We start from the raw sequence: 25,072 nt of genomic DNA, 5'->3' as shown, positions 1-25,072 counted from the left end.
AATGTGGGAGCTGTCGAGCTTTAGCGAGGCTGCGAAGGCGGCGGCATGGTTGATAAAGAGGTTGCCTGACACACCGCCATCGCGGCCTCGCTGGGGCTCGACGGCTCCCACAGGGGGGGCGGGGGAAGTCTGGGAGTTGTGTGTTTGATCCCTAATCCCAGCCGCAAAAAAAGCCCCATCACACTGGACGGGGCTTTTGCATTTCAAACAACCAGCGGTTCTTAGAAAACCACACCCTGACTACGCAGGTAATCGTCATAAGTACCGCTGAAGTCGATCACACCACTCGGGCTTAGCTCGATGATGCGAGTGGCCAGGGACGATACGAACTCACGGTCATGGCTGACGAAGATCAGCGTACCCGGATAGTTCTCCAGCGCCAGGTTCAGCGCCTCGATGGATTCCATGTCCAAGTGGTTGGTCGGTTCGTCCATGATCAGCACGTTCGGCTTTTGCAGGATCAGCTTGCCGAACAGCATGCGGCCTTGCTCACCACCGGAAATCACCTTCACCGACTTCAGGATCTCGTCGTTGGAGAACAGCATGCGGCCCAAGGTGCCGCGAACCACTTGTTCGCCTTCCTTGGTCCAGCGGCCCATCCAGTCGAACAGGTTGGACTCGTCTTCGAAGTCCGAAGCGTGGTCCTGGGCGTAGTAGCCCAGTTCAGCCGCGTCGGTCCACTTGACGGTGCCGGCATCCGGGGTCAGTTCGTTGACCAGGGTACGCAGCAGGGTGGTCTTGCCGATACCGTTCGGGCCGATGATTGCCACGCGCTCGCCGGCTTCAACCTGGAAGCTGAAGTCCTTGAACAGCGTCTTGCCGTCAAAGCCTTTGGCCATGCGATCAACGATGACCGCCTGGCGGTGCAGCTTCTTGGTCTGGTCAAAGCGAATGAACGGGCTCACGCGGCTCGATGGCTTGACTTCGGCCAGCTGGATCTTGTCGATCGCCTTGGCGCGGGAAGTGGCCTGCTTGGCTTTCGAGGCGTTGGCCGAGAAGCGGCTGACGAAGGATTGCAGCTCGGAGATCTGCGCTTTCTTCTTGGCGTTGTCCGACAGCAACTGCTCGCGGGACTGGGTCGCCACGGTCATGTATTCGTCGTAGTTGCCCGGGAACAGACGCAGCTCGCCGTAGTCCAGGTCGGCCATGTGGGTGCAGACGCTGTTCAGGAAGTGGCGGTCGTGAGAGATGATGATCATCAGGCTGTTACGCTGGGTCAGGATGTTTTCCAGCCAGCGGATGGTGTTGATGTCCAGGTGGTTGGTTGGCTCGTCGAGCAGCAACACTTCCGGATCGGAAAACAGCGCCTGGGCCAGCAGTACACGCAGCTTCCAGCCGGGTGACACTTCGCTCATCGGGCCATTGTGCTGCTCGATGCCGATACCCAGGCCCAGCAGCAATTCACCGGCGCGGGATTCGGCGGTGTAGCCGTCCATCTCGGCGAAGTCGGTTTCCAGCTCGGCCACGGCCATGCCGTCGTCTTCGGTCATTTCCGGCAGCGAGTAAATGCGGTCGCGCTCGGCCTTGACCTTCCACAGCTCTTCGTGACCCATGATCACGGTGTCGAGTACGGTGAATTCTTCGTAGGCGAACTGGTCCTGGCGCAGTTTACCCAGGCGTACGTTCGGCTCGAGCATGACCTGGCCACCCGACGGGTCGAGGTCGCCACCGAGGATTTTCATGAAAGTCGACTTGCCGCAACCGTTGGCACCGATCAGGCCATAGCGGTTGCCTGCGCCGAACTTGACCGAAACGTTCTCAAATAGCGGCTTGGCGCCGAACTGCATGGTGATGTTAGCTGTGGAGATCAATTACTTTACCTATCAATAGCTTGGAGTGCGCTAATGTGAGCCGGGCCCATTTTGTGGCCCAGGCCAACGGGCATACGTCGGCAGCGACATCAAGGCTTGAGGCCCAGTCGCTGAGCAGAAAAATGGGTGCATGTTGGAATTTGGCGCGCATTGTCGCATATGTCAGGCGGGAGTTGTATGGCGGTGCAAGGATGGATTTGCCTGAGTCTCCGGCATCGCCACCCACAACAACCCCAATGCAACCGCGGCCACACCCGCCAGGGTCAGGAACGCGGCGTTGTAACCTGCCCACTGCACGACAAAACCCGCCAGGCTGCTGCTCAGGGCCGCGCCGAGGCCGAATGCCGTGGACAGCGCCCCCAGGCTGACATTGAAGCGCCCGGTGCCCTGGGTGAGGTCTTTGACGATCACCGGAAACAGCGCGCCGAACACCCCGGCGCCAACCCCGTCGAGCATCTGTACTGCCACCAGCCAATAGGGATCACTGGACAACGTATACAGCACGCCCCGCAGCGGCAGGATCATGAAGCCGGCGAGCAGCAGCGGCTTGCGCCCCCACACATCGGCCTTCACGCCCACCAGCCAGGCCACCGGCACCATCACCAACTGGGCCGCGACGATGCAGGCCGAGGTCAGCGGCGTGGCCATCTGCAGGTTGATCTGGGACAGCTTTTGGCTGACCAGCGGCAACATCGCCGCATTGGCCAAGTGAAACAGGGCGCAGCAGATGGCGAACAGCATTAAAGGCTTGTTTGCCAGAAGCACGGTCATCCCCGACGGCTGTTCGTGTTCGGCGCTGTGGGCAGGGTCGAAGCCCCGCGCTACCTCGTGGTCGATTGCCTTGGCTGAAACGCAACTGACCGCGATGACACTGGCCGCTGCCATGACCGCCATCAGATAGAACACCGCCACCGGACCGAACAGGTAGGCGAACCCGCCAGCGAGCAGGGCGGCCACCGCGTTACCGGCGTGGTTGAAGGTTTCGTTGCGGCCGGTGCGGCGGGTGAATGCGCGCGGCCCGGTAATGCCAAGGGAAATCGCCGAGATGGCTGGCGCGAACACCGAGGCCGCTGCTGCACTGGCTGCCTGGGTCAGCGCCACCAGGCTGAAGGAACTGACGAAGGGCAGGAGCAGGCAACTCGCGGTGACCAACAGGGCCGCGATCACAATCACCGCGCGCTTGCTGCGGGTTCGGTCAATCAACGCGCCGGCCGGCGTCTGGGTGAGCAACGCCGCAATGCCGGCAAGGGTCATGACCACCCCGATGCTGGCGGGGTCCCAGTGGTGCACGGCCAGCAGATAAATCGCCAGGTAAGGCCCCAGTCCGTCACGGACATCCGCCAGGAAGAAGTTCAGGCTGTCCAAGGACAGTGTGTTGCGCAGGTCAGAGCGAGTGGCCATGGCACGAGGGGATAGTTTCTGGCGCAGGCGCCGCACAGGCACAAACATTTACAAAGTGGCGCCAATTGCATCGAAATATAGCGCTGGTGGGGATTTTTTCAGGGAATTTTATTGTTAACAGTTGAACATCCCATAAGCCTGGCTTATTTTCCGTCCGTTCGCCCTACAGTGAAGGCTCTTTACCGGTTCAGGGATGGCGAGGCTTTTGGTGTAGGGCGGACCTCTTTTGTCGCAATGACTGAAAAATTCTGGAGACGCAATGGACATGCTGTCAGCCCAAGAGGCTATTTCCAGCAACAAGGACGCCTGGAACGAATCCGCCAGGTTGCATAAAAACACCGCCAACTGGAACGCCTTGCTTGAGGACGTCGCCAAGCCCGGCTTTTCACGCCTGGACCCGACGTTGACCGCATTGCTGCGCAAGGTCGGTGTCGATGGCAAGGACGTGGTGCAACTGGGCTGCAACAATGGCCGGGAATGCCTGTCGCTGTTCGGGCTGGGCGCGCGCACGGTGGTGGGGATTGATCAGTCCGAAGCCTTTCTGCAGCAGGCTCGCGAGCTGGCCGACGCTTCGCCTCACGAGGCTGAATTCATCGAAGCTGACATTCACCATCTCCCCCGTGGGCTCACCGATCGCTTTGATGTCGCCTTGATCACCATCGGCGTGCTGAACTGGATGCCGGACATCGCTTTGTTCATGGCCCATGTCGCCAGCACCTTGAAGCCCGGCGGCAGCCTGGTGATTTACGAAACCCATCCGTTCCTGGAAGTGTTTGACCCAACAGCGCCTAACCCGATGCTGCCGGTCAGTTCGTACTTTCAACGTGAGCCTTTCGTGCAGCAGGAAGCCATCGTCTACGAAGGTGAGACCGAAAGTGTTGCGGCTGCCTCCTATTGGTTCGTGCACACCTTGGGCGCGATCGTCAGCGGTGCCATCGCCGCCGGGTTACAGATCACTCATCTGCAGGAGTTCGCGCACTCCAATCGCGAGGAGCTCTACGACCAGTATGAACCCCAGCGCGCGCAACTGCCTCTGTGCTACACCCTCACCGCAATCAAGCGCCCAGGCTGACTGACGGCCGCGCAGGCAAAAAAAAGCCCGCGAGGAAGGCGGGCCAAGGTGTTCACTGGAGTAGGTAGCCTTCACCCTATCGCTCGATAAGTGAAGGCCATGTGAAAACCGTGTCGCAAGGACGGATGTACCGTCTTGTCAGGGCCTGCGAACAAAAGTGCGCATGGTTTGCCCCGGGCCCGTGCTGAAGCGGGTAGGGCGGGGCATGCCTTCATCTGCCGCGATAAACACGAAGTGATCACCTTCCAGCTGGTAACTCGCGGGTAACTGCTTGCCAGCGTCTTCACCCATCGAATCAATCCAGGTAATGCTTTTGGGTGCCGTGCTGGCATCGAGGGTAAAGCTGCCTGCCAGTAACACCTCGCCGTCGGGTGTTACTACTTTGAACTGGTCACCGCTGATGGTGGTGATGGCCCCCGGTGCGCTGTGCTCATCGGCTGGGTTGAGTACGCCGCTGTCTTCCAGTGCCGTTTGTTCCCAGGCTCCTTGAAGCGCTTGGAAATCCTCTCTTGAAACAGATGCCATACAAACTCCTTTTTGGTGGAAAAATGATCGTCAAGACGCCGGTTTACCTATGTCTGACGGATCTACTGAAACGATTTTGTGAGAATTGTCTGATTTCTTACGGACGCGTATGAAATTTCCCAATAATCCCGGGCATTTAGCGCTATTTTATGTCCTGATTTGGAAACGTGTCCTTACAAGTTCGTCTACGCTCAGCGCAGCGGGACTGACACCTAAGTATCTGAGCGAAAACAATCTCCTGTCGTGTGGGACTTTTCCGCAACGTGGGTGGTCCGATGACCATCGGTAGACCGTGTGTCTCGTGTGCAGGGCGTTGTCCCTGATTTTCAAGCGGCTGTTCAGTATTCCATGAATCGGCATGGCCGTTGACTGTCGACTTTTTAAGGTGCATCAGTTTTGAATAAAACTCCTCGGTTCCAAGCTCATGCGGCATCGGACGAAATTGACCTGATTGAACTGTGCCACGGGATCTGGCGACAAAAAAAGTTAGTGCTGGGGTGTACGATCCTGGCGGGTGTCCTGGGGGTAGGCTACGCATTTCTGGCACCCAGGGAGTATCAGGTCAGTAGCGTGCTGCGTCCCGCCGCCATCAATGAACTCGATGCACTGAACCGTTCCGAAGTCTATAAGCTGCCCCCGGCTGATGCCTTGAACAAAGTGGGAGCACAACTGGACTCCTACGAAGCCCGCCTGGGGTTCTTCAAGTCCCATGAAGAGCTGTTCAAGGCATTCCAGAAATCCGGCCAAAGCCTTGAGCAGAGTTTTGAGGAGTTCAACCGAAACTCCATCAACCTGATCCTGCCTGACCCGAAAAAAGCCGACTCCCTGAGCAGTTATATCCGCCTCGAATTGCAGTACCCCAGAGACATCGACGGGGTGGCTATTCTCAACGGCTTTGTGGACTACGCCATTGATATGGAACGTGCCCAGGTCGGTGCAGACCTGAAGGTGATCGTCAATAACCGCCTGAACGAACTCAAGGGCAAGATTGACGCGGCACGCGCCAACTACGACACCGATAAGGAATCGAAGATTGCCAAGTTGCTTGAGGCCGACAGGCTCAAGCGAGCCCAGCTGGAAGACGAGTTGGGCGCCCTGCGCTTACAGATGAAAATGGAGCGAACGGATCGGCTGGCGGAGCTGGCCGAGGCCATTTCCATCGCCAAGTCGATGGGCATCAAGACGCCGACCACGCCTTCGTCTATGGCGGATGCCTCGCGCAGCGGCTCGAATCAAGTCATGCGCACTGAGGTCAATAACCAGAAAATCCCGCTGTACTTCCTGGGTACAGAGGCGCTTGAGGCGGAACGCACGGCCTTGCAGGCGCGAACCAACGACGACTTTACCAACAGCCGCATTGCAGAAATTGGCAAAGAGTTGCAGATGTTGCAGGTCAACCGCGAAGTGGAAGTGCTGAAAAAGCGTGGGAATGAAGACATCTTCTTGCAGGATGTTGAACCATTGCGAGCTGAAGTCGCGCGGTTGAAGGGCCTTAATATCGACATGAGTGGCCTGAAACTGGTCACCATTGACCGACGCGCCCAAGAGCCGCTGAGCCCGATCAAGCCTAAAAAAGGCTTGGTGATTGCGCTGAGTCTGGTTGGAGGATTGGTGCTGGGTGTGCTGATTGCGCTGGGTCGCCATTTTATCTTGGCGCGACGCGAGTCTGTGCCCTATTCGCAGTTGGATGACCATCGGCTTTCCCAGCGTCCACGCAAGGATGATGAACCGCACGTTTAAGGCCGGCTGCCCTCGGGCTTGCCGCCTGGCAAGCCCGTTTCCGCGCTTCCCAGCACACTCAGTGGACACCTTTTCACAATTCTTGATTAACCTTTGGTTACAAAGTGTGGCTAAAATAGCTGCCAATGGCCATGACCGGATTGTCACCCAGCCGGTCGTGTTGCCTGTTTGTGAATTGTGATTTCAGGTGCTGCATCTTCAATCCTCGGCCGTCGTGGGCACGCAGGAGCAGCCTGTTCTCTTCTGACTTGTGACGAATACCTTGAAACTCATCATTGTTGCTCTCTACGTTGCCTCCATTGCCTACGTCCATCTGCGTGGCCGTGTGCGGCACAAGCTGGGCCGCCAGCTCAGCGATCACTCGACCTTCCTGGCTCCGGTGAACTGCTTTCTGTACCTATTCTCCAAACTGCCCAGCCGGCCGTACCTGGCTCCCAGCGACTTTCCCGACTTGAGTCCGCTCCAGGAGCATTGGGAGGAGATCCGCCAGGAAGGCCAGAACTTGCTGCGTGCGGGCGAGATCAAGCGTTCCGACCAATACAACGACGTGGGATTCAACTCGTTCTTCAAGTCGGGCTGGAAGCGTTTCTATTTGAAGTGGTACGGCGACAGCCATCCTTCCGCGATGAAGCTGTGCCCGCGCACCACTGAGTTGGTGCAAAGCATCGGGTCGATCAAGGCCGCGATGTTTGCCGAGCTGCCGCCGGGTTCCAAGTTGGTACGCCATCGCGATCCGTATGCCGGTTCCTACCGTTACCACCTGGGCCTGGACACGCCGAATGACCCGGGCTGCTACATCAATGTTGACGGTGAAAGCTATTACTGGCGCGACGGCGAACCGGTGATGTTTGATGAGACCTTCATCCACTACGCCGAAAACACTACGGAGCAGAACCGGATCATTCTGTTTTGCGATATCGAACGCCCGATGAAGTATCGCTGGGCGGCGGCGTTCAACCGTTGGTTCAGCCGCAACGTAATGGCTGCGGCCGGCTCGCCCAACGATGCCGGGGACAAGACCGGTGGCCTGAATCGTGCCTTTACCCGCCTGTACAAGATCCGTCTGCGGGGCAAAGAGCTGAAAAAGCGCAATCGCACCCGCTACTACCTGGAGAAGTGGGCGATCTTCGCCGGTTTGGCGCTGATCTTCATCCTGATCTGAACCTGGCCGGGGAGCGCATCAGCCTGGCGGATGCGCGCCCAGCTTCTCCCACATCTTCTTGCTGATCTTCTGCCGATTGGCATAACCCGCCCACGGGTCCTTCTTCAAATTCTGCAACCGCTCGTGCAGGTTGGCCACGGTCCATTGCTGGGCGCCGTGCAAACCCTTCAACTCGTCACGACTCACCGGCACCGACACCGGCAGGCCGGGCCGCGCGCGCACCGAGTAGGCCGCCACCGTACTGGCGCCCCGGGCGTTTCGCAGGTAATCGATAAAGATCTTGCTGATGCGATTTTTCGGGCCTGAGGTCGCGGTAAAACGCTCCGGCAACTGCTGCGTCATGAACTGGGCAATCGCCTTGGCGAAGGCCTTTACCGTATCCCAGTCATCCTTGCGCGCCAGCGGTATCACCAGGTGCAGGCCCTTGCCACCGCTGGTCTTGACGAACGCTTCAAGCCCCAGCTCATCCAGCACCGACAGAGTTAGTTGCGCCGCTTCAAGCATGCTTTTCCATGGCAGGGCCGGGTCCGGGTCAAGGTCGAGCACAAACAGGTCCGGGGTTTCGATTTTGTCCGCGGTGGCGCCCCAAGTGTGCAACTCGACGGTGCCCATTTGCACCGCACCGATCAGCGCGGCGGGGCTGTCGATTTCCATCAGCCGCGCATGACCCGGATCCAGAGCCTGATCCAGTTGCTTGATATTCGGGATCGCCAGGTGTTCGGAGTGCTTCTGAAAAAACTGTTCACCCGCAATGCCTTCCGGTGCCCTGAGCAAAGACACAGGACGGTTACGCAAGAAGGGCAGGATCCATTCGCTGATGCTCTCGTAGAACTGCGCCAGTTGTAGTTTCTGTGTACCGCTTTGGGTGTCGATGACTCGGTCGGGATGGGTGATCTTGACCCCGAACACGGCACCGGGCTCAGTTGCCTTTTTACGGGTTTTTTCCTTCATCGACTTGGCCGCTCGCGGCTGCTCATGAACAATCTGCTCCGCCGGCTTGTCGGTACGCAGCCCGACAAAGGCCGCCTGGCGCACCACACCTTCGCGAGTCCATTCGGCGAATTGCACTTCGCTTACCAACTGCGGTTCGACCCAGTGCACACCCCGCGCCTGGGCGCTGGTCAGCGGTTTGGCCAGTGGTGACGCATCGCGCTCCAAGGCTTTCAACTGCTCACTGATCTTCTTCAATGCGGCCTGATCAAAGCCGGTACCCACGCGCCCGGCATACACCAGCCCGGTGTCGTCATTGACCGCCAGCAGCAGTGCGCCAAAGCCACTGCGTGAACCTTGCGGACGGGTGAAACCGACGATTACGAATTCCTGTCGCAGCCGGCACTTGAGCTTGATCCAGTCGGGGCTGCGCTTGGAGACGTACAGGCTGCCCGCACGTTTTCCGATCACGCCCTCCAGCGCCAGGTCACAGGCGCTTTCGAAGATATCCCGCTGATTGGCGGCGAAGGACTCGGAGAAGCGCAGCAGCTTGCTCCTGCTGCGGGTCAGCACGCTTTTCAGCGCGGCGCGCCGCTCTTCGACGGCGACCTCGCGCTGGTCACGACCTTCCAGAAACGGCGCATCAAACAGATAATAGACAATGTCCAGGCTGCGACCGATATCAAAGGCGTTCTGCAACGCCTGAAAGTCCGGCAACCCATCAGCGTTCAAGCTGACCACCTCGCCGTCGAGCCAACTGTCCTTGAGTTTAAGGGTCTCCAGGGCCTTGGCCTGGCGCGGCAGCCTGTCTGTCCAGTCATGGCCATTGCGGGTGAACAGCCGCACTTCACCGTCACGAATACGTGTGAGGATGCGGTAGCCGTCGAATTTGATCTCGTACACCCAGTCGCCGTCCGGTGCACGGTCCACCAGCGTCGCCAATTGTGGGGTGAGCTGATCGGGCAGGGCAGTTGAGGATTTGCGCGTGGTTTTCTTCGCAGCAGCTGGTTTTTTCGGGCGCCCCACCATTGCATCGCTCAACACGCTTTTCGGCTCGGCCTGGACCACGTCGTAATCAGCCAACGGGCGCGCCTGCTGATCGTTCTCCTTGATCAACAGCCACTGCTCCTTATCGCCGCTGCCCTTGAGCCGCGTGCGCACCAATGTCCAGTCGCCGGCGAGCTTTTCGCCGATCAGGGTGAATTTCAGCTTGCCCGCCGTGTAGGCTTTGCGCGGGTCGTCGTGGGGCTGCCACACGCCGCGGTCCCAGACGATCACGTCCCCCGCGCCGTACTGGCCGGCGGGAATGCTGCCCTCGAAACTGCCGTAGCCCAATGGATGATCTTCCACATGCACGGCGAGGCGCTTCTGGCTCGGGTCCAGGCTCGGGCCCTTGGGCACCGCCCAGCTTTTGAGCACGCCATCGAGTTCCAGGCGAAAGTCGTAATGCAGGTTGCGCGCATCGTGCTTTTGAATCACGAAGGTCAAGGCCTGGGCCCGGCTCCTGCCGCGAGGCGCACTGCCTGCAGGTTCGGCGGTTACATCGAAGTCGCGCTTGGCGTTGTATTCACTCAGGGGCTTGGCCATGGCGGTCTACCTCATGAAGCCTTGCGGGTTTTTTTCGCGGCTGGCTTCTTCGTCGGGCTCTTGCCTGCCAGGCTGCGCTTGAGCAGTTCCGTCAGGTCGATCACATCGGCTGATTTGCGCTCCTCCTCACCCTCGCTGGATTCCACGTCTTCGATCTTGCCGGCCTTGGCCTTCTTCGCCACCAGCGCCATGATCTTTTCCTGGAAACTGTCGCGGTATTCTTCGGGCTTCCAGTCGGCGCTCATGTCTTCCACCAGTCGCTTGGCCATGTCCAGCTCGCCCTTGGCCAGGGTCGGTTTGGTCACGTCACTGCCCAGTTCCAGCTCATCCAGGCCGCGCACTTCAGCGGGCCAGCGCAGCATCACCAAGACCAGCGCCGACTCCAACGGCATCAGTGCCGCCAGGTGCTGCTTGGTGTGCAGCACCACGTTGGCCAGGGCGACCTTGCGGGTTTTTTTCAGGGTTTCCCGCAGCAGCGCATAGACCTTGCCGCCGCGCTTGTCGGGCGCCAGGAAGTAGGGCGTGTCGATGTTCTGCAGCGGAATCTGGTCGCTGGCCACAAACGCGATGATTTCAATGGTCTGGGTGGACTTGGGGTGGGCCGAGCGGATTTCGTCTTCGCTGAGGATCACGTAGCGACCTTTTTCGTAGGCCACGCCCTTGACGATATTGTCCTTGGTGACTTCCTTGCCGGTGGTCTTGTTGATGCGCTTGTAACCCACCGGGTCCATGCTGCGCTTATCCAGCCAGTCGAAGTCGACGCCTTGGGAGGACGTGGCCGAGACCAGCGACACCGGGATGTGTACCAAGCCAAAACTGATTGCGCCTTTCCAGATAGCCCGTGGCATGTCGGTATTCCTGAACGTGTGTAGGTCTTCAGGGGACAGGGTGGATTCGGCAAAAGTTTCCCTGGCCAGCCGGCTGGTACCGGGGTTTCAGACAGATCGTGTTACACCTGATGAGAAACTATTTAGTTACCAAAGCCGAACCCAAGGCGTAGCGTGTTATCGAAAGCACATGTACTCGCGCCCAGAGAGGCTTTTGTCATGAACACCCGTTTGCGCAACCTTGCCGTGTTGGCGTTGGGCCTGGCCTTGAGTTCATTGGCACAGGCGCAAAACCTGCCCGGCAGCAGCAACAACCCCTACAACGGGCCCATCCATCAGGCCAACCCCAACAGCATGCAGGGCACCCAGCCCAATGCGCCTGCAACGCGGGGCACCTACATCCCGCCGGCGCAGCGGTCGCCGACCCTGCAAAACGGCGGCATTGGCAACAGCGTCCAGCGCCGCGACAGCCCACAGACCCCGCCCGCCATCCAGCCCAAAGCTCCCACCCGTGACGCCAATGGCAATCGCGGCGATTGAGTGTGTGAAGACGACAAGGAAACCCACCGTATGTTTCTACGCAAAACCCTTCTAGCGACCTTCTGCGCCGCTGCCTTGCTGCCCCTGGCGCTGCCCGTTTCGGCGGCCGACACCCAACAGTTCCCCAGCGAGCAGGGAAGTATCACCGTCACCCCGATTGCCAAGGGCCTGGATCACCCGTGGGCGGTGGCGTTCCTGCCGGACAAGCAAGGTTTCCTGGTCACCGAACGTCCCGGCAACCTGCGCTTTGTCAGCCCGGACGGCAAGCTGTCCGCGCCTCTGACGGGCGTGCCTCAAGTGTTTGCCAAAGGGCAGGGCGGTTTGCTGGACGTGGTGCTGTCACCCGACTTCAAGGAGGACCGCCTGGTGTACCTGTCCTACGCCGAAGGCGGTGGCAAGAACGGCACGGCCGGCACTGCGGTCGGGCGCGGGCGCTTGAGCGATGACCTGACTGGCCTGCAGGACTTCAAGGTGATCCTGCGCCAGGAGCCCAAGCTGTCCACGGGCAACCACTTCGGCTCACGGCTGGTGTTTGACCGCGATGGGTACCTGTTCGTGACCCTGGGGGAAAACAACGACCGCCCCACCGCCCAGGACCTCGACAAGCTGCAAGGCAAAGTCGTGCGGATCTTCCCGGATGGCCGTATACCCGAAGACAACCCCTTCGTGGGCCAGGAAGGCGTGAGGCCGGAAATCTGGTCCTACGGCCAGCGTAACCCACAGGGTGCGGCACTGAACCCGTGGAGCGGCACACTCTGGGAAAACGAACACGGCCCGCGTGGCGGGGATGAGATCAACATTATCGAGCGTGGAAAAAACTACGGCTGGCCGCTGGCGACCCATGGCATCAACTATTCCCTGACGCCGATTCCCGAGGCCAAGGGCAAGACCGCCGAAGGCACAGTGCCGCCGCACCATGTCTGGGAGAAATCCCCCGGCGTGAGTGGCATGGCGTTCTACGACGCCGACCGGTTCAAGGCCTGGCAGCACAACGTGTTTATTGGTGCACTGGTGAGCCAGGAGCTGATTCGCTTGCAGTTCGATGGGGACAAGGTCATCCACGAAGAGCGATTGCTTGGGGGGTTGAAAGCGCGGATCCGTGATGTGCGTCAGGGGCCGGATGGTTACCTGTATGTGCTGACGGATGAAGATAACGGCGTGTTGTATCGGGTAGGCCTTAACCAGGACTGACGTAGACCGCCGGGGTTATGTGGGAGCTGGCTTGTCGGGTCGCCGCATCGCTGCGATGGCGTCAACTGGGTGTGCCTGATACACCGAGGTGTCTGCATCGCAGGCAAGCCAGCTCCCACAGAAAAGCCCGCTCCCACAGGTGGGTAGCGTCCAGCCTACAACCCCAGCGCTGACAACCCCGGATGCTCATCCGGACGCCGCCCCAGCGGCCAGTGGAACTTGCGCTCGCTTTCCTTGATCGGCATGTCGTTGATGCAGGCAAACCGGTTCGCCATCAAGCCGTTCTCGTCAAACTCCCAGTTCTCGTTGCCGTAGGAGCGGAACCAGTTGCCGGAGTCGTCATGCCATTCATAGGCATAGCGCACCGCAATGCGGTTGCCGGTAAACGCCCACAACTCCTTGATCAACCGATAATCCAGTTCCTTGGCCCATTTGCGGGTCAGGAAGGCTTTGGCTTCTTCGCGGTTGTGGGCGAACTCGGCGCGGTTGCGCCATTGAGTATCCAGGGTATAGGCCAGGGATACTCGTTGCGGGTCTCGGGAATTCCAGCCGTCTTCGGCCAGGCGAACTTTCTCAATCGCTGATTCACGGGTGAATGGAGGCACCGGCGGGCGTATTTCTGGGTTGGATGACATCGGACGGCTCCTGAACGGGTTCTAATGAACGTAGGGTCAAAGTTGCAATAAGGTCCGCGCCATGGCTTGCGCATTATCGGCAGCGGTGGTGTCGCCCATCACCAGGGCAACGGTAATGGCGCCATCAATCAGGATCAGCAGGTGCGCGGCCTGGCGTTCCGGGTCGGGGGTGCCATGTGCTTGACAAAGTTCGAGGGCGTATTCGAACAGTTTCTGTTTATGGGCCTTGGCCAGCAGGCGGACCGGGTCTTGCGGGTCGCCGGTCTCGCCGCTGGTGTTGATGAAGGCGCAGCCGCGAAAATCGTCGGAGCCGAACCAGGTTTTCAGCGCACTGAACACACCCAACAGGCGCTCGCCCGTGGTGGCGTGGCGTGTCACTTCGCTGCGCAGCCAGTGCATCCAGCGCTCGTCGCGGCGCTGAAGGGCGGCGATCACCAGTTCGTCCTTGTTGGCGAAGTAGCGGTAGACGCTCTTTCTGGAGACGCCGGCGGTCTTCACCAGAAGATCCATGCCGGTGGCTGCGATGCCATTTCGGTAGATCAACTTTTCGGTGACGTCGAGGATAATGTCGCGAGTGATATCGTTCATGTAAATTACAGTAGAACGATCGTTCTTCTTGGTCAATTAATTATTTTTTACCCGCCGGCGGGAAGACCTGAGCCAGCCCATGGTGTAAGCTCTGGAGTCCTTCGGATTCGACCCATTGCGAGCCCTATGCCGTCGTTATTCAAACGCTCCCTGTTGCCCAAGCTGCGCGGTTTTCCCCTCACGCCCGACGCGATCGAGGTGCTGTCCGGCGCCGCCGAGTACCGCCGTTGCCTGCTGGAGAAAATTTCCCAGGCCACCCAGCGCATTTACATCGTGGCGTTATACCTGCAGCAGGATGAGGCGGGACAAGAGATCTACGACGCATTGCATGCGGCCAAGGCCGCCCGGCCCGGGCTGGATATCGTGGTGGTGGTCGACTCGCTGCGGGCCCAGCGTGGTTTGATCGGCGCCGGCAAGCAACCGGGCAACAGCGCCTGGTACCAGGCCATGACCGAGTCCCACAGCACCGAAGTGCCAGTGTATGGCGTGCCGGTGCAAACCCGTGAACTGTTCGGCGTGCTGCACCTCAAGGGCTTTGTGATCGATGACAGCGTGCTGTACAGCGGCGCCAGCCTGAATAACGTGTACCTGCACAAGTTCGACAAATACCGTTACGACCGTTATCACCTGATTCACAACAAGGCGCTGGCCGACTCGATGCAGCACCTGGTGGAGCACGGCCTGGTAGCCGCCAAGGCGGTGCATCGCCTGGACCTGCCCAACCCACCCACCACCCGCAGCCTGCGCAACGACATTGGCGACCTGCGCAGTCGCCTGAAACACGCGGTGTATGACACCACGGCGGGGCAGTTGTCAAATGGCAACCTGACGGTCAGCCCGCTGTTGGGCGTGTGCAAGAACAACCCCCTGAGCCGGGTGATCTGCGAGCTGATTGCCAGCGCCCAACACCAGCTGACCATTTGCACGCCGTACTTCAACCTGCCGCTGCCGGTGACCCGGGAAATCAACCGCGCCCTGGCGCGCGGGGTGAAGATCGACATCATTGTCGGCGACAAGACTGCCAACGACTTCTACATTCCGCCGAGCGAGCCGTTCAAGGTTATCGCCGCGCTGCCGTATCTCTACGAAATCAGCCTGCGTCGCTTCGCCAAGCGCCATCAGCGCATGATCGACAGCGGCCAGTTGAACCTGCACCTGTGGCGCGACGGCGACAACACCTACCACCTTAAGGGCATGTGGGTCGACCAGCGCTACACTTTGCTGACCGGCAACAACATCAACCCGCGAGCGTTTCGCCTCGACCTGGAAAACGCCTTGCTCATCGATGATCCCAAGGGTGAGTGGGTAGGGCCACGGCGCACTGAACTGGCGGAGATTTTCCAGCACACCTCACGTATCGAGCGCTATCAGCAGCTGGAAACACTGGTGGAGTACCCGGCGGCCGTCGGCAAGTTCTTGCGTCGGGTCAGCCGGGTGCGGATCGAGCGGTTGTTGTATCGGATCTTGTAGCACCGTTGCATGCATTCCGATTTTTGCGGGGCGCCACTGCCATGCTGGTTTGGGTACTGCAACCTGGCTCTGACTGCCTGGATGTGAAGGCATCTATTGTTTGACTTTGTGGTCGACATGCCTGACCAGTAAATTATCAAGGTCAAATTTGTCGGCCTGGTCCGTTTGAAGTTCAAATCGAAAAGTGATTCTGAGATTTAACTGGTTGCCGGATTCTGTCGCGGTGGGAAGGGGAATTGTGACACCAATCCAGTTATTGCTCGGTTGGAAAAGACTGGATGATTGCTCAACTTCCGCCAGCCTGACGATGAGGCGAGCAGGTGTTTTTGATCTGAACTGAAAGTTGAGTAAATACTCCTGCCCCGCAGTAAAGCGGAAACGCTTTTGTATGCGGATAGCACTGCCCGTTCCGAAGTCGGATGAAAGATAAAAATCCAGCGGATCATTGGGCGTTTGCTGCACAAACTTCGTGGTGCCTGGGACGGTCTCGGTCCATTCGTTCCAGTTTTTATTTTCAAATGTAGTCAGATCGTACAGTTCATTGCTCATGATTTTTGCCTCAAGGTTGAGCGGGCTTATTCATCCAAGCCCGCCGTTCGATGAGATTCCAATACCTTCAGCCTGTCTACTGTCAGAAATCACAGGTAGATACCCTTGGGCACTACCGCTGGAGCGGGGAGTACTCGCGGGCACGAACGGCCCGCGAGTGAGGTGCATCAGTTCAAGCCAAGCTTGCCACGCAAGGTGGACAGGTCTTCTGCCAGGGTGTTGACCGGGCCAACCAGGGCTTTACGGTCTGCTTCCTTGACCTTGTCATAGGTTTCAAAACCGCCATCCTTGGTTTTGTACTTGGCCAGGATCTTGTCCACGGTGGCGAAGTTCTTGTCGACTTTGGCGACGAAGGCCTTGTCCTGCTTCTCGATCTGCGGACGGAACAGGTCGACGATTTTCTTCGCGCCGTCGATGTTGCCCTGGAAGTCATACAGGTCGGTGTGGCTGTAGCGATCTTCTTCACCGGAGATCTTGGTCGCGGCCACTTCTTCCAGCAGGGCAGCAGCACCACCCACGACTTTTTCCGGCGGGAAGGTCAGGCCGTCCACGCGGGTTTTCAGGTCCAGTACGTCGCTGTTGAGCTTGTCCGCCAGGGCGTCGAGGCCTTTGGTGGTGTTCTCGGAGAACAGGCTGTACTCGATGCGGTGGAAGCCGGTGAAGTCTTCGGCTTTCACGCCTTTCTCGTGGTCGTCGACACGGGAGTCGATGGAGGCGTCAAGGTCGCTGAACAGCTCGGCGATCGGCTCGATGGACTCATAGTGAACACGGGTTGGCGCATACAGCTTCTTGGCGGTGGCCAGGTCGCCTTTTTTCACGGCGTCGGTGAACGCCTGGGTCTGAGTGACCAGCTCGCCGATTTCTTCGGTGACGTAGATCTTGTAGTCCGACACCGGCCCTACCAGGTCCAGCGGCGCGGTGGCGGCGAAGGCGGCCAGCGGCGAAAGGCTCATTAACAACGACAATGCGAGAGACGACTTCTTCATGGGACGATTTCCGCTCTGGGGTTTGTTTTAGGTTTTGGCAGTGGTGTGTGGATGTGTCGCATCAAGCAGCGTGCGCCCGATGAAATCCTTGTCCCCGGTGACGCCTGGCAAAGTGAAGAAATAACCGCCGCCGACCGGCTTCAGGTATTCCTCCAGAGGCTCGCCATTGAGCCGGGTTTGCACGCTGATAAAGCCTTTCTCCAGGTCAGCCTGGTAGCAGATGAACAACAGCCCCATGTCCAGCTGACCGTTTTTGTTGACGCCGTTGGAGTAGTTGAACGGCCGGCGCAGGATCAGGTTGGCCTGGGTCTGTGCAGTACGCGGGTTGGCCAGGCGGATGTGGGCATCGAGCTTGGTCAACTTGCCTTCCGGGTCCTTGCTGTAGTCCGGCACCTGGGTTTCTTTCTGGCCATCCATGGGCGCACCACTGGTCTTGATCCGGCCAATGATGCTTTCTTGCTCTTGCAGCGGCGTGCGGTCCCAGCGTTCGACGAAGTTACGGATGATCCGCACCGCCTGGTAGCTGCCATTGGCGGCCCAGGCCGGTTCGTCACTGCCCGGTTGCACCCACACAATCTGGTCCATCGCCTTGTTGTCGTTGGAGTTCGGGTTGGCCGAGCCGTCGCGAAAACCGAGGAAGTTGCGCGCGCTCTGCGCCGGCTCGCCAGGGCGGGCAGGGGCCTGGGGCGGCACGCTGCCTTCCTGTTTCCAGCGCACCAGCAGCAGGTCCGGCAGGTTTTTCACGATGTCGCGCAGGGCGTGGATATTGGTGTCCGGGGTGTTGGAGCTGAACTGCAGGCTCAGGTCGCCGTGGCACTGCGCCGGTTCCAGCGCATCGTTGGGGAAACCCACCATGCGGATCAGGCGCTTGGGCTTGGCTGCGGCCAGGCCGAAGCGTTCGTCGAACAGCGACTCGCCGACCGACACGGTGATGGTCAGGTTGTCCGGTGTCACCACCGGGCCGAGAATGCCGGAGTCGGTGGGGGGCAGTTTCGGGTCGACTTGCACCACGGTGCCGCCGGTCATCAGGAACGCGATGCGCTCGTTCAAGGTGCGGAACAGCCGCTCCAGGTCCTCGCGGTCGCTGGCCAATACGTCGAATGCCACGAGCATGCCGCAGGCCGGGCGCGGGGTGACGATGCCGGTCTGGTGCTTGCCATGGAAATCGTGGTGGTCCTGGGTCTTTTCACTGCTTGGCGCGGTGGTCACTTGTGCAGCCGCGTTGGCGGCCATTGCCGGGCAGCTCAGGCTGCTGCCGGCAATCGCGGCGCCGGTGGCGGCCATGCCCAGCAATACACGACGACGCTGGGATGAAAACTGTTCTGAATCACTCATGTCTACGGTCGTCTTCACTTCAGGCCGGAAAGGCCAAGGGCGGGGTCGATTCCATCGAGTGCAACGGCCAGAGCCTTGGCCTTGTCGGCGATCTGCTTGCGCTGATCGGCGGTAACGCTGTCATACGAGGCGTAGCGGCCATCGACTTTCAAACCGCTGAGTTCGGCGTCGAGGGCGCTGATCGCACTGTCGATCCCCGGCAGCAATTGCGCGGCAGATTTGGTCAACAGCGGACGCATCAGGTCGACCACCTTGCGGGCGGCGTCCAGGTTGGCGGCGAAGCCGTTGAGGTCGGTGTGGCTGTAGCGTTCTTCCTCGCCGCTGGCGGCGCGTACGTCGGCCAGGCTGTTGAGGTTGCGCACCACGATGCTCACCAGTTGCTCCGGCGGCAGCGACTGGGCCAGCAGCTGTTGCTTGAGGCTGGTGACGTCGGTGACCAGGCGCTGGGCAATCGGCGCCAGACCGTCGAGATTGCGTTGCTGGAACAGGCCGTATTCGAGACGGTGGAAGCCGCTGAAGGCCGGGTCCTGCTCGCGCTTTTCAAAGTAGTCGGCGCGGGCGTTGATTGCGTTGTCCAGTTCTGCCAGGCGTTGCGAGGCCGGGGCGAGACGCTGGTAGGCCTCGCGGGCCGGTACGTAAAGTGCCTGGGCCTGGGTGAGGTCGCCGGCCTCGATGGCCTGCTCAAGTGCCGTAACGGCCTTGACCAGCGCGCCGCCCTGACTGCTCAGGTACACGCGGAACTCCGACAGCGGGCCGATAAACGCCACCATCGACGGCTTGGCCTTGGCTTGCGCGTCCGACTCGGCAGTCGGCGTCACCGTCAGGGTGCCTCGTGGGTTGCTCAGCAGGCCGCAGGTGATCTGGTAGTCGCCGGGCAGCAGGTTGGCGTTGATCACCTGGCTCAGGCCCGGGGCTATGTTCTCGCGCTCTTCGACCACCAGCACGCCGTCGAGGATTTCCCATTCCACGGCACGGTCCGAGCGGTTGATGATGCGGAAACTGGCGTGTCCCGCCGGCACCGTCAGCGCATTCGGCTCGCAGCTGTGGGCGTGGATCGTCACCGCGATTTCATTGTGGTTGGCCTGGCGCTTGGAGGCAGCCAGTTGCGAAGCGTAGTAGAACAGGCCACCGGCGGCGATCATCACGACCACCGAGCCGCCCACCGCCCAGCGCAAGGCACGGGAGGGCGGAGCCGGTTGAGGGGTTTGGTTGGACAAGAGGCGGTCCTTACTGGCTGGAAACGGAAGAAGTTGTGCGGGTAGCCGGCTTGCTCGGCGGCGCGGGCAGGAAGAACATCACCAGGGCCACCACCAGGTAGATCAGGTAGGCGCCGAGGGTGCTGATGGTCGGGGCGTCCTGATAGCCGAACATGCCGGCCAGCACCGAGCCCAGAGGGCCATCCATCGGCAGCGTCGCGCTGAAATCGAACAGTACGGTTTGCAGGTGGTTCCACACCCCGGCTTCGTGCAGGGCTTGTACCGAGTTGGCGAGGATGCCGGCGGCAACCACCAGGATGAACAAACCGGTCCAGCGGAAGAACGCGCCGAGGTTCAGGCGCATGCTGCCGGTATAGATCAGGAATCCGACGATGATCGCCAGGATCAGGCCGAGCAGGGCGCCAATCGGTGCGCCCGGGCCTTCGCTTTGCTGGAACACCGCCAACAGGAAGAACACGGTTTCCAGGCCTTCCCGGGCTACGGCGAAAAACACCATGGCGATCAGCGCTGTGACCTGGTGTTTGGAACCGGCGAGGGCGTGATCAAGGGATTCATGCAGGGAATGCTTGATGGAGCGCGCCACCTTGCGCATCCAGAACACCATGGAGCTGAGAATCCCCACGGCCACCAGGCCAACGATGCCTTCGAACAGTTCCTGTTGTTTCTGCGGGAATTCGGCACTCACCAGTTCCAGGCCACCGCCGACCAGCAGCGCGAGGGCCGCAGCCAGAAACACGCCGATCCACACTGCGGGCATGTACTGGCCACGGCCAGTTTGCTTGAGGTAGCTGGCAATAATGCCAACGATCAAGGCGGCTTCTATGCCTTCGCGCAGCATGATGAGAAAAGGAACAAGCATTCGGCACCGAATCGTCACTAGATAGGATGCTAAGTTGTAACATAATGATACTCATTGCTAAACAAGAAATGTTGACCTTTACTGAACCTTGACTGAACGGTGGTGGCAAACCGCAACCGCCACTAGAATGCGCGGCATTGTCCCAGCCACCGGATTGCGCCATTCCCCATGTCGGAAAAAGACACGATTTCCATCCATCTGGTTCGCGAAGCCTTGTTGCAGAGCTGCGCGCCGGGTGCGGCGACAGATGAAGTGTTGAGCAAAGTCGGGATCAATCCGGCGTTGCTGGAACAGGCAAGTGCACGTGTCCCGGCAACGGCTTACGCGCGTCTTTGGCGCCTGCTGGCACGGCGCATGGACGATGAATTCTTTGGCATGGACCCGCGCAAGCTCAAATCCGGCAGCCTGGAATTCCTGTGCCGGGCCTCTATGGCGCAACCGACCCTGGCCACCGCGCTGGAAACCGGCCTGGGCTTCCTGTCGCTGATGTTCGAGCGCATGCCCGCGCAACTGGTGCATCAGCAGAGCTTGGCGGAAATCGTATTGTTGGAGCCAGAGCCCGAACCCAAACGGGCCTTCACCTATTTTGCCTACTGGATGATCGTCCACGGCGTCGCCTGTTGGCTGGCCGGGCGACGCATTCCGATCCTGGCGATTGAGCTGCGCTGTTCGCCGCCGGACTTCTGCGACGACTATCAGGTGATGTTCTCCGACAACCTGCGCTTCGACCGGCCGCGTACCCGGATGATTTTCTCAGCCGACTGCCTCGACCTGCCGATCAAGCGCAGCCCGGAAGAACTCAAGCGTTTCCTGGCCCACGCGCCCGCCAACATACTGGTCAAATACCGCGACCCCGACAGCCTCGCCACCCGCATCAAGACCGACCTGCGGCAGATGCCTGCCGACACCTGGCCGGAAACCGAAGGCCTGGCCGCGTCCCTGTGCATCTCGGCCTCGACCCTGCGCCGGCGCCTGGCGGAAGAAGGGCAGACCTACCAGGGCCTCAAGGACAGCGTGCGCAAGGAGTTGGCGATTGTGTGGCTGGCCGACTCCGACATCAGCTTTACCGAAATCGCAACCCGCCTGGGGTTTGCCGATGCCAGCTCGTTCTACAAGGCGTTTCGCAAGTGGTCGGGCTCCAACCCCGGGCACTATCGCAGCCTGATACTGAACGAAGCGCTGAGCCAATAGGTCACTGCCAGGCTGCACTGACTATCCATGGTTTTAATGACCTGGGTCACTTACCTGTGCCTCCATGGGTGTGATATTCGGCGCCACCGCTCCATCGTTCGTTTCCTGACGCAGCCTGATCGGCATTTGTCGCGATCAACGTCTACGCCATTTCCCTCATTCAAGAGCAGGATTTCATGGCACTTCACAGAACCGTAGAGACCCAGGACCAAGCCATCGAGGACGTCTATTCGAGTGGCTCCGCCCAGCACAAGCTGCCCAAATATCGCCTTCCGGACCACTCGACCACGCCGTCCGCCGCCTACAACCTGGTGCGCGACGAACTGCTGCTGGACGGCAATTCCCGGCAAAACCTGGCGACCTTCTGCACCACCTGGGTCGAGCCCGAAGTGCAGCAGTTGATGGCCGACGCCCTCGACAAAAACATGATCGACAAGGACGAGTACCCGCAGACGGCCGAGATTGAAAACCGGTGCGTGCACATCATTGCCGACCTGTGGCACGCGCCGAAGTCGTGGCAAACCGTCGGTTGTTCCACCACCGGTTCCAGCGAAGCGGCGATGCTCGGCGGCCTGGCCCTGAAGTGGAGTTGGAAGAAGCGCCGGGAAGCAGCGGGGCTGCCCACCGACAAACCGAATTTCGTGTGCGGCCCGGTGCAGATCTGCTGGAAAAAATTCGCCCGCTACTTCGATGTGGAAATCCGCGAAGTGCCTTTGCGCGGTGATGCATTAGGCCTGCGCCCGGCCGACCTGCGGGAATATTGCGACGAGAACACCATCGGTGTTGTGGCGACCCTGGGCGTGACCTTCACCGGGATCTATGAACCGGTCGCCGCCCTGGCGGCCGAGCTGGACTCGATGCAACGCGATCTTGGCCTGGATATTCCGATTCATGTCGACGCGGCGAGCGGCGGGTTTATCGCCCCGTTCATTCAGCAAGAGCTGCAATGGGACTTTATGATCGAGCGCGTCAAGTCGATCAACGCTTCCGGCCACAAGTACGGCCTGGCGCCGCTTGGCGTGGGTTGGGTGATCTGGCGCTCCACTGAAGACCTGCCGGAAGAGCTGATCTTCTACGTCGACTACCTGGGCGGCAACATGGCGACCTTTGCCCTGAACTTCAGCCGGCCCGGCGGTGAAATCATCGCCCAGTACTACAACTTCCTGCGGCTCGGGCGTGACGGCTACACCCGTATTCAACAGGCGTGCTCCGATACGGCGCAGTGGCTGGCATCGGAAATCGCCCAGTTCGCGCCGCTGGAACTGGTGTACGACGGCAAGGACGGGCTGCCGGCGGTCTGCTACAAGCTCAAGGACGGCGTAGACCACGGCTTCAGCCTCTACGACCTGTCGGAGCGTGTGCGCATGCGCGGCTGGCAGATTGCGTCTTACCCGTTGCCGTCCGACCGTCAGAACATCGTGGTACAGCGCATCCTGGTGCGGCATGGCGTGAGTCGTGACCTGGTGGCGTTGCTGCTGGAGGACCTGCGCAAGGCCGTTGCCTACCTGCAGAAAAACCCGGTGGAGCATTCCGACGCGGGCCCCAGCTTCAGCCATGGCGCCATCGCCGCCCCGGTCATCCCGGCCGACACCCCGAACCTCGACTGAACGCACTGAACACTCACCGGGCCTCGGGGCCCGGTACCTTTAGCGTTGCATCGCCAGGTACGAATCATCGTGACTGCCTTCTTTACTTTCCTGCACGACAACCCTTACATCCTGCTGTTCCTGGTGGTTGGCCTGTCCGTCTGGGTCGGGCGCGGCACCATCAAGGGCTACGGCCTGGGCGCGGTGGCCGGGGCCATCGTGATCGGCTGCGCGATTGCGACCTGGGCGTCGTACTACGGCGTGCATTTCGAACTCGATAACTTCACCAAGAGCCTGTTTTATTACCTGTTCATGTACGGCGTCGGTTTGCGGGTCGGGCCTTCGTTCATCAACAGTCTCAAGGGTGATGGCCGGAAGTTCACCTTCCTGGCGATTCTCTCCTCGTTTCTTGGGCTGGGCATCGTGGTGCTCGGCGTGCGGTTGCTGTCCCTGCCGGTAGGCGCGGCAGGCGGAATTCTCGCCGGTTCGCAAACCATGTCGGCGGCCATTGGTTCCGCCGAGCAGGCCATCACCTCGGGCGTGGTTCCACTGCCGCCGGGCACCACCGCGGCAGCGGCCACGGCGATGATCGCGCTGTCTTACGGCATCACCTATATCTGGGGCACAGTCGGGATCATATTGATCTGCAAATACCTCCCGCGCTGGTGGGGCGTGGATGCGCGCAAGGCCGCGAAAGAGTTTGAGGTGGAGCACGGTGTGCGGAACGTCGACGATGCCGGGCTCAGCGGGTACCGGCCGTTTGACCTGCGGGCTTATCGCCTGGTGAACCCGGAGCTGGTAGGACAAAGCATTGCGCAGTTTCGCCAGCGCTTTGCGTTGTACCAGATCGAGAACGTTGAGCGTGGTGAAGAGTTGCTGGGGGCTGATCCGACGCTGGTGTTGCAGCTGGGCGATGTGATCGCCCTGGGCGGCAGCCTGGATGCGCTGACCGATCACATGGGCCTGATCGGGCCGGAAGTACCGGATGCCCGGGCGTTGAATATACCGCTGGATGAGGCGGTGATTCTGGTGACCCACAAGGATGCCGTGGGCAAGGCGCTCAAGGAATTCAGCCAGTCGCCGATTGCCGGGCAGGTGCAGTTGGTGGGGATTGAGAGGGGTGGTGCGCCGATTCCGGTGGGGCTGGAAACGCGGTTGCAGCGCCTGGATGTGATGCACCTGATCGGCCTGCGCAGTGCCATCGACAAGGCCACGGCGTTGCTGGGCAAAGCGGGGCGGCCGAGTACGGCGACGGATTTGCTGACGCTGTCGCTGGGCATGGTACTGGGGTTGCTGATCGGCCTGATTCAAGTGCCGGCGTTCGGTGCGGCGGTGGGGCTGGGCAATGCGGGCGGGTTGCTGGTGTCGGGGATTATCGTTTCGTCGCTGGTGTCGCGGGTGCGGTTTTTTGGGAATACGCCGAATGCGGCGCGCAACATTCTCGAGGACATGGGACTGATTTTCTTTGTCGCGATCGTGGGGGTGAATGCCGGGGCCAATCTGGTTTCGCAGATCAGCGCGATTATTGCGTTGAAGATCTTTTTGCTTGGGTTTGTGGCTTGCACGATTCCACCGTTTATTGTTTGGGCGGTGGGGTTTCATGTGTTCAAGATTAATCCGGCGATTCTCATGGGCGGTGTTGCGGGGGCGCGGAGTCACTCGGGGCCTGCGCGGGAGGCGGCCAAGGAGATCGACAGCACTGTGCCGTGGATCGGGTTTCCTGTTGCGTATGCGGTGTCGGGGATTTTGCTCACGGTGTTTGGGTACTTTGCCATGGTGCTTGCGCGGTAGCTGTATTGGGTACATATCCGTTGCTGCGGTAACGGCCACTTATGGTTCCGCTCTTACAGCGGGTCACTTTTGGCAAACG

General features: G+C 60.1%; 21 protein-coding genes. 9 read left to right on the top strand and 12 right to left on the bottom strand.

The features are described 5' to 3' along the window. Positions 1 to 221: 221 nt before the first annotated feature. Together K0H47_RS14110 and K0H47_RS14105 are read right to left on the bottom strand one after the other, a co-directional pair. Complete coding sequence (locus K0H47_RS14110) at positions 222 to 1,811, bottom strand: ABC-F family ATPase (RefSeq protein ID WP_008436174.1); 1,590 nt, start codon at positions 1,809 to 1,811, stop codon at positions 222 to 224. 162 nt (positions 1,812 to 1,973) lie between these two features. Further along, positions 1,974 to 3,212 carry an MFS transporter gene (locus tag K0H47_RS14105; protein WP_063029895.1) on the bottom strand — a complete coding sequence of 413 codons (1,239 nt, stop codon included), beginning with the start codon at positions 3,210 to 3,212 and terminating at the stop codon, positions 1,974 to 1,976. Between the two features lie 259 nt (positions 3,213 to 3,471). Between K0H47_RS14105 and K0H47_RS14100 the strand changes: the two genes are divergently transcribed. Beyond that, positions 3,472 to 4,284: a bifunctional 2-polyprenyl-6-hydroxyphenol methylase/3-demethylubiquinol 3-O-methyltransferase UbiG gene (locus K0H47_RS14100; protein WP_219272967.1), complete on the top strand. Its 813-nt coding sequence runs from the start codon at positions 3,472 to 3,474 to the stop codon at positions 4,282 to 4,284. Between the two features lie 138 nt (positions 4,285 to 4,422). On the opposite strand, the gene K0H47_RS14095 is transcribed toward K0H47_RS14100, so the two are convergent. After that, positions 4,423 to 4,809, bottom strand: coding sequence for a TIGR03067 domain-containing protein (locus K0H47_RS14095; protein WP_218262794.1), 387 nt, complete (start codon positions 4,807 to 4,809; stop codon positions 4,423 to 4,425). A 396-nt stretch (positions 4,810 to 5,205) separates the two neighbouring features. On the opposite strand from K0H47_RS14095, the gene K0H47_RS14090 reads away from it, so the two are divergent. Together K0H47_RS14090 and lpxO are read left to right on the top strand one after the other, a co-directional pair. Beyond that, positions 5,206 to 6,549 (top strand): Wzz/FepE/Etk N-terminal domain-containing protein, encoded by a 1,344-nt coding sequence (locus K0H47_RS14090; RefSeq protein WP_063029899.1) that lies wholly within the window; start codon positions 5,206 to 5,208, stop codon positions 6,547 to 6,549. A 262-nt stretch (positions 6,550 to 6,811) separates the two neighbouring features. Beyond that, positions 6,812 to 7,711, top strand: a complete 900-nt coding sequence (lpxO, locus tag K0H47_RS14085) for a lipid A hydroxylase LpxO (protein WP_063033960.1) — start codon at positions 6,812 to 6,814, stop codon at positions 7,709 to 7,711. 18 nt (positions 7,712 to 7,729) lie between these two features. On the opposite strand, the gene ligD is transcribed toward lpxO, so the two are convergent. Next, positions 7,730 to 10,228 carry a DNA ligase D gene (gene ligD, locus K0H47_RS14080; RefSeq protein WP_219272965.1) on the bottom strand — a complete coding sequence of 833 codons (2,499 nt, stop codon included), beginning with the start codon at positions 10,226 to 10,228 and terminating at the stop codon, positions 7,730 to 7,732. Between the two features lie 11 nt (positions 10,229 to 10,239). Beyond that, positions 10,240 to 11,076 (bottom strand): Ku protein, encoded by an 837-nt coding sequence (locus K0H47_RS14075; protein ID WP_063029907.1) that lies wholly within the window; start codon positions 11,074 to 11,076, stop codon positions 10,240 to 10,242. Positions 11,077 to 11,274: 198 nt separating this feature from the next. On the opposite strand from K0H47_RS14075, the gene K0H47_RS14070 reads away from it, so the two are divergent. After that, on the top strand, positions 11,275 to 11,595 hold the full coding sequence (locus K0H47_RS14070; RefSeq protein WP_219272963.1) for a hypothetical protein: 321 nt from the start codon (positions 11,275 to 11,277) through the stop codon (positions 11,593 to 11,595). 30 nt (positions 11,596 to 11,625) lie between these two features. Further along, positions 11,626 to 12,786: a PQQ-dependent sugar dehydrogenase gene (locus K0H47_RS14065; RefSeq protein ID WP_063029911.1), complete on the top strand. Its 1,161-nt coding sequence runs from the start codon at positions 11,626 to 11,628 to the stop codon at positions 12,784 to 12,786. Between the two features lie 155 nt (positions 12,787 to 12,941). On the opposite strand, the gene K0H47_RS14060 is transcribed toward K0H47_RS14065, so the two are convergent. Together K0H47_RS14060 and K0H47_RS14055 are read right to left on the bottom strand one after the other, a co-directional pair. Then, positions 12,942 to 13,421, bottom strand: coding sequence for a nuclear transport factor 2 family protein (locus K0H47_RS14060; RefSeq protein ID WP_177072113.1), 480 nt, complete (start codon positions 13,419 to 13,421; stop codon positions 12,942 to 12,944). Between the two features lie 36 nt (positions 13,422 to 13,457). Next, positions 13,458 to 14,009: a TetR/AcrR family transcriptional regulator gene (locus K0H47_RS14055; protein WP_093209696.1), complete on the bottom strand. Its 552-nt coding sequence runs from the start codon at positions 14,007 to 14,009 to the stop codon at positions 13,458 to 13,460. Positions 14,010 to 14,135: 126 nt separating this feature from the next. Here K0H47_RS14055 and pssA point away from each other — a divergent pair, with 126 nt between their 5' ends. After that, positions 14,136 to 15,479, top strand: a complete 1,344-nt coding sequence (gene pssA / locus K0H47_RS14050) for a CDP-diacylglycerol--serine O-phosphatidyltransferase (RefSeq protein ID WP_219272961.1) — start codon at positions 14,136 to 14,138, stop codon at positions 15,477 to 15,479. 93 nt (positions 15,480 to 15,572) lie between these two features. Here the strand turns inward: pssA and K0H47_RS14045 are convergent, their stop codons facing one another. From K0H47_RS14045 to efeU, 5 genes are all read right to left on the bottom strand, one after another. Next, complete coding sequence (locus K0H47_RS14045) at positions 15,573 to 16,028, bottom strand: hypothetical protein (RefSeq protein ID WP_093209701.1); 456 nt, start codon at positions 16,026 to 16,028, stop codon at positions 15,573 to 15,575. 167 nt (positions 16,029 to 16,195) lie between these two features. After that, positions 16,196 to 17,014 (bottom strand): iron uptake system protein EfeO, encoded by an 819-nt coding sequence (gene efeO, locus K0H47_RS14040; protein WP_003218415.1) that lies wholly within the window; start codon positions 17,012 to 17,014, stop codon positions 16,196 to 16,198. A gap of 27 nt (positions 17,015 to 17,041) precedes the next feature. Next, positions 17,042 to 18,349, bottom strand: coding sequence for an iron uptake transporter deferrochelatase/peroxidase subunit (efeB, locus tag K0H47_RS14035; protein ID WP_177026036.1), 1,308 nt, complete (start codon positions 18,347 to 18,349; stop codon positions 17,042 to 17,044). Positions 18,350 to 18,363: 14 nt separating this feature from the next. Further along, the gene (gene efeO, locus K0H47_RS14030; protein WP_218262799.1) at positions 18,364 to 19,566 is read right to left on the bottom strand and encodes an iron uptake system protein EfeO; all 1,203 of its coding nucleotides are present in this window, start codon (positions 19,564 to 19,566) and stop codon (positions 18,364 to 18,366) included. 10 nt (positions 19,567 to 19,576) lie between these two features. Continuing rightward, on the bottom strand, positions 19,577 to 20,425 hold the full coding sequence (efeU, locus tag K0H47_RS14025) for an iron uptake transporter permease EfeU (RefSeq protein WP_003218412.1): 849 nt from the start codon (positions 20,423 to 20,425) through the stop codon (positions 19,577 to 19,579). A 168-nt stretch (positions 20,426 to 20,593) separates the two neighbouring features. Between efeU and K0H47_RS14020 the strand changes: the two genes are divergently transcribed. From K0H47_RS14020 to K0H47_RS14010, 3 genes are all read left to right on the top strand, one after another. Then, entirely contained in the window at positions 20,594 to 21,616 is a 1,023-nt protein-coding gene (locus tag K0H47_RS14020; RefSeq protein WP_063029925.1) for an AraC family transcriptional regulator, read from the top strand. A 176-nt stretch (positions 21,617 to 21,792) separates the two neighbouring features. Beyond that, the gene (locus K0H47_RS14015; RefSeq protein ID WP_219272959.1) at positions 21,793 to 23,223 is read left to right on the top strand and encodes a glutamate decarboxylase; all 1,431 of its coding nucleotides are present in this window, start codon (positions 21,793 to 21,795) and stop codon (positions 23,221 to 23,223) included. Positions 23,224 to 23,292: 69 nt separating this feature from the next. Beyond that, a complete protein-coding gene (locus tag K0H47_RS14010; protein WP_374106757.1) occupies positions 23,293 to 24,993 on the top strand; it encodes an aspartate:alanine exchanger family transporter in 1,701 nt (566 codons plus the stop codon). The last annotated feature ends 79 nt before the right edge of the window (positions 24,994 to 25,072 follow it).

Source organism: Pseudomonas sp. Xaverov 83, from assembly GCF_019352905.1.
Lineage (GTDB): Bacteria > Pseudomonadota > Gammaproteobacteria > Pseudomonadales > Pseudomonadaceae > Aquipseudomonas > Aquipseudomonas yamanorum.
The sequence above is the reverse complement of the archived record's forward strand: the minus strand, read 5'-3'. Positions and strand labels throughout refer to the sequence as shown.

Coding starts and splice junctions, on each gene's coding strand:
- K0H47_RS14055 (WP_093209696.1), bottom strand. CDS start 14,009: ATGAACGATATCACTCGCGACATTATCCTCGACGTCACCGAAAAGTTG.
- efeU (WP_003218412.1), bottom strand. CDS start 20,425: ATGCTTGTTCCTTTTCTCATCATGCTGCGCGAAGGCATAGAAGCCGCC.
- pssA (WP_219272961.1), top strand. CDS start 14,136: ATGCCGTCGTTATTCAAACGCTCCCTGTTGCCCAAGCTGCGCGGTTTT.
- K0H47_RS14075 (WP_063029907.1), bottom strand. CDS start 11,076: ATGCCACGGGCTATCTGGAAAGGCGCAATCAGTTTTGGCTTGGTACAC.
- K0H47_RS14015 (WP_219272959.1), top strand. CDS start 21,793: ATGGCACTTCACAGAACCGTAGAGACCCAGGACCAAGCCATCGAGGAC.
- K0H47_RS14060 (WP_177072113.1), bottom strand. CDS start 13,421: ATGTCATCCAACCCAGAAATACGCCCGCCGGTGCCTCCATTCACCCGT.
- K0H47_RS14105 (WP_063029895.1), bottom strand. CDS start 3,212: ATGGCCACTCGCTCTGACCTGCGCAACACACTGTCCTTGGACAGCCTG.
- K0H47_RS14045 (WP_093209701.1), bottom strand. CDS start 16,028: ATGAGCAATGAACTGTACGATCTGACTACATTTGAAAATAAAAACTGG.
- ligD (WP_219272965.1), bottom strand. CDS start 10,228: ATGGCCAAGCCCCTGAGTGAATACAACGCCAAGCGCGACTTCGATGTA.
- K0H47_RS14100 (WP_219272967.1), top strand. CDS start 3,472: ATGGACATGCTGTCAGCCCAAGAGGCTATTTCCAGCAACAAGGACGCC.
- K0H47_RS14020 (WP_063029925.1), top strand. CDS start 20,594: ATGTCGGAAAAAGACACGATTTCCATCCATCTGGTTCGCGAAGCCTTG.
- efeB (WP_177026036.1), bottom strand. CDS start 18,349: ATGAGTGATTCAGAACAGTTTTCATCCCAGCGTCGTCGTGTATTGCTG.
- K0H47_RS14070 (WP_219272963.1), top strand. CDS start 11,275: ATGAACACCCGTTTGCGCAACCTTGCCGTGTTGGCGTTGGGCCTGGCC.
- K0H47_RS14095 (WP_218262794.1), bottom strand. CDS start 4,809: ATGGCATCTGTTTCAAGAGAGGATTTCCAAGCGCTTCAAGGAGCCTGG.
- efeO (WP_003218415.1), bottom strand. CDS start 17,014: ATGAAGAAGTCGTCTCTCGCATTGTCGTTGTTAATGAGCCTTTCGCCG.
- K0H47_RS14065 (WP_063029911.1), top strand. CDS start 11,626: ATGTTTCTACGCAAAACCCTTCTAGCGACCTTCTGCGCCGCTGCCTTG.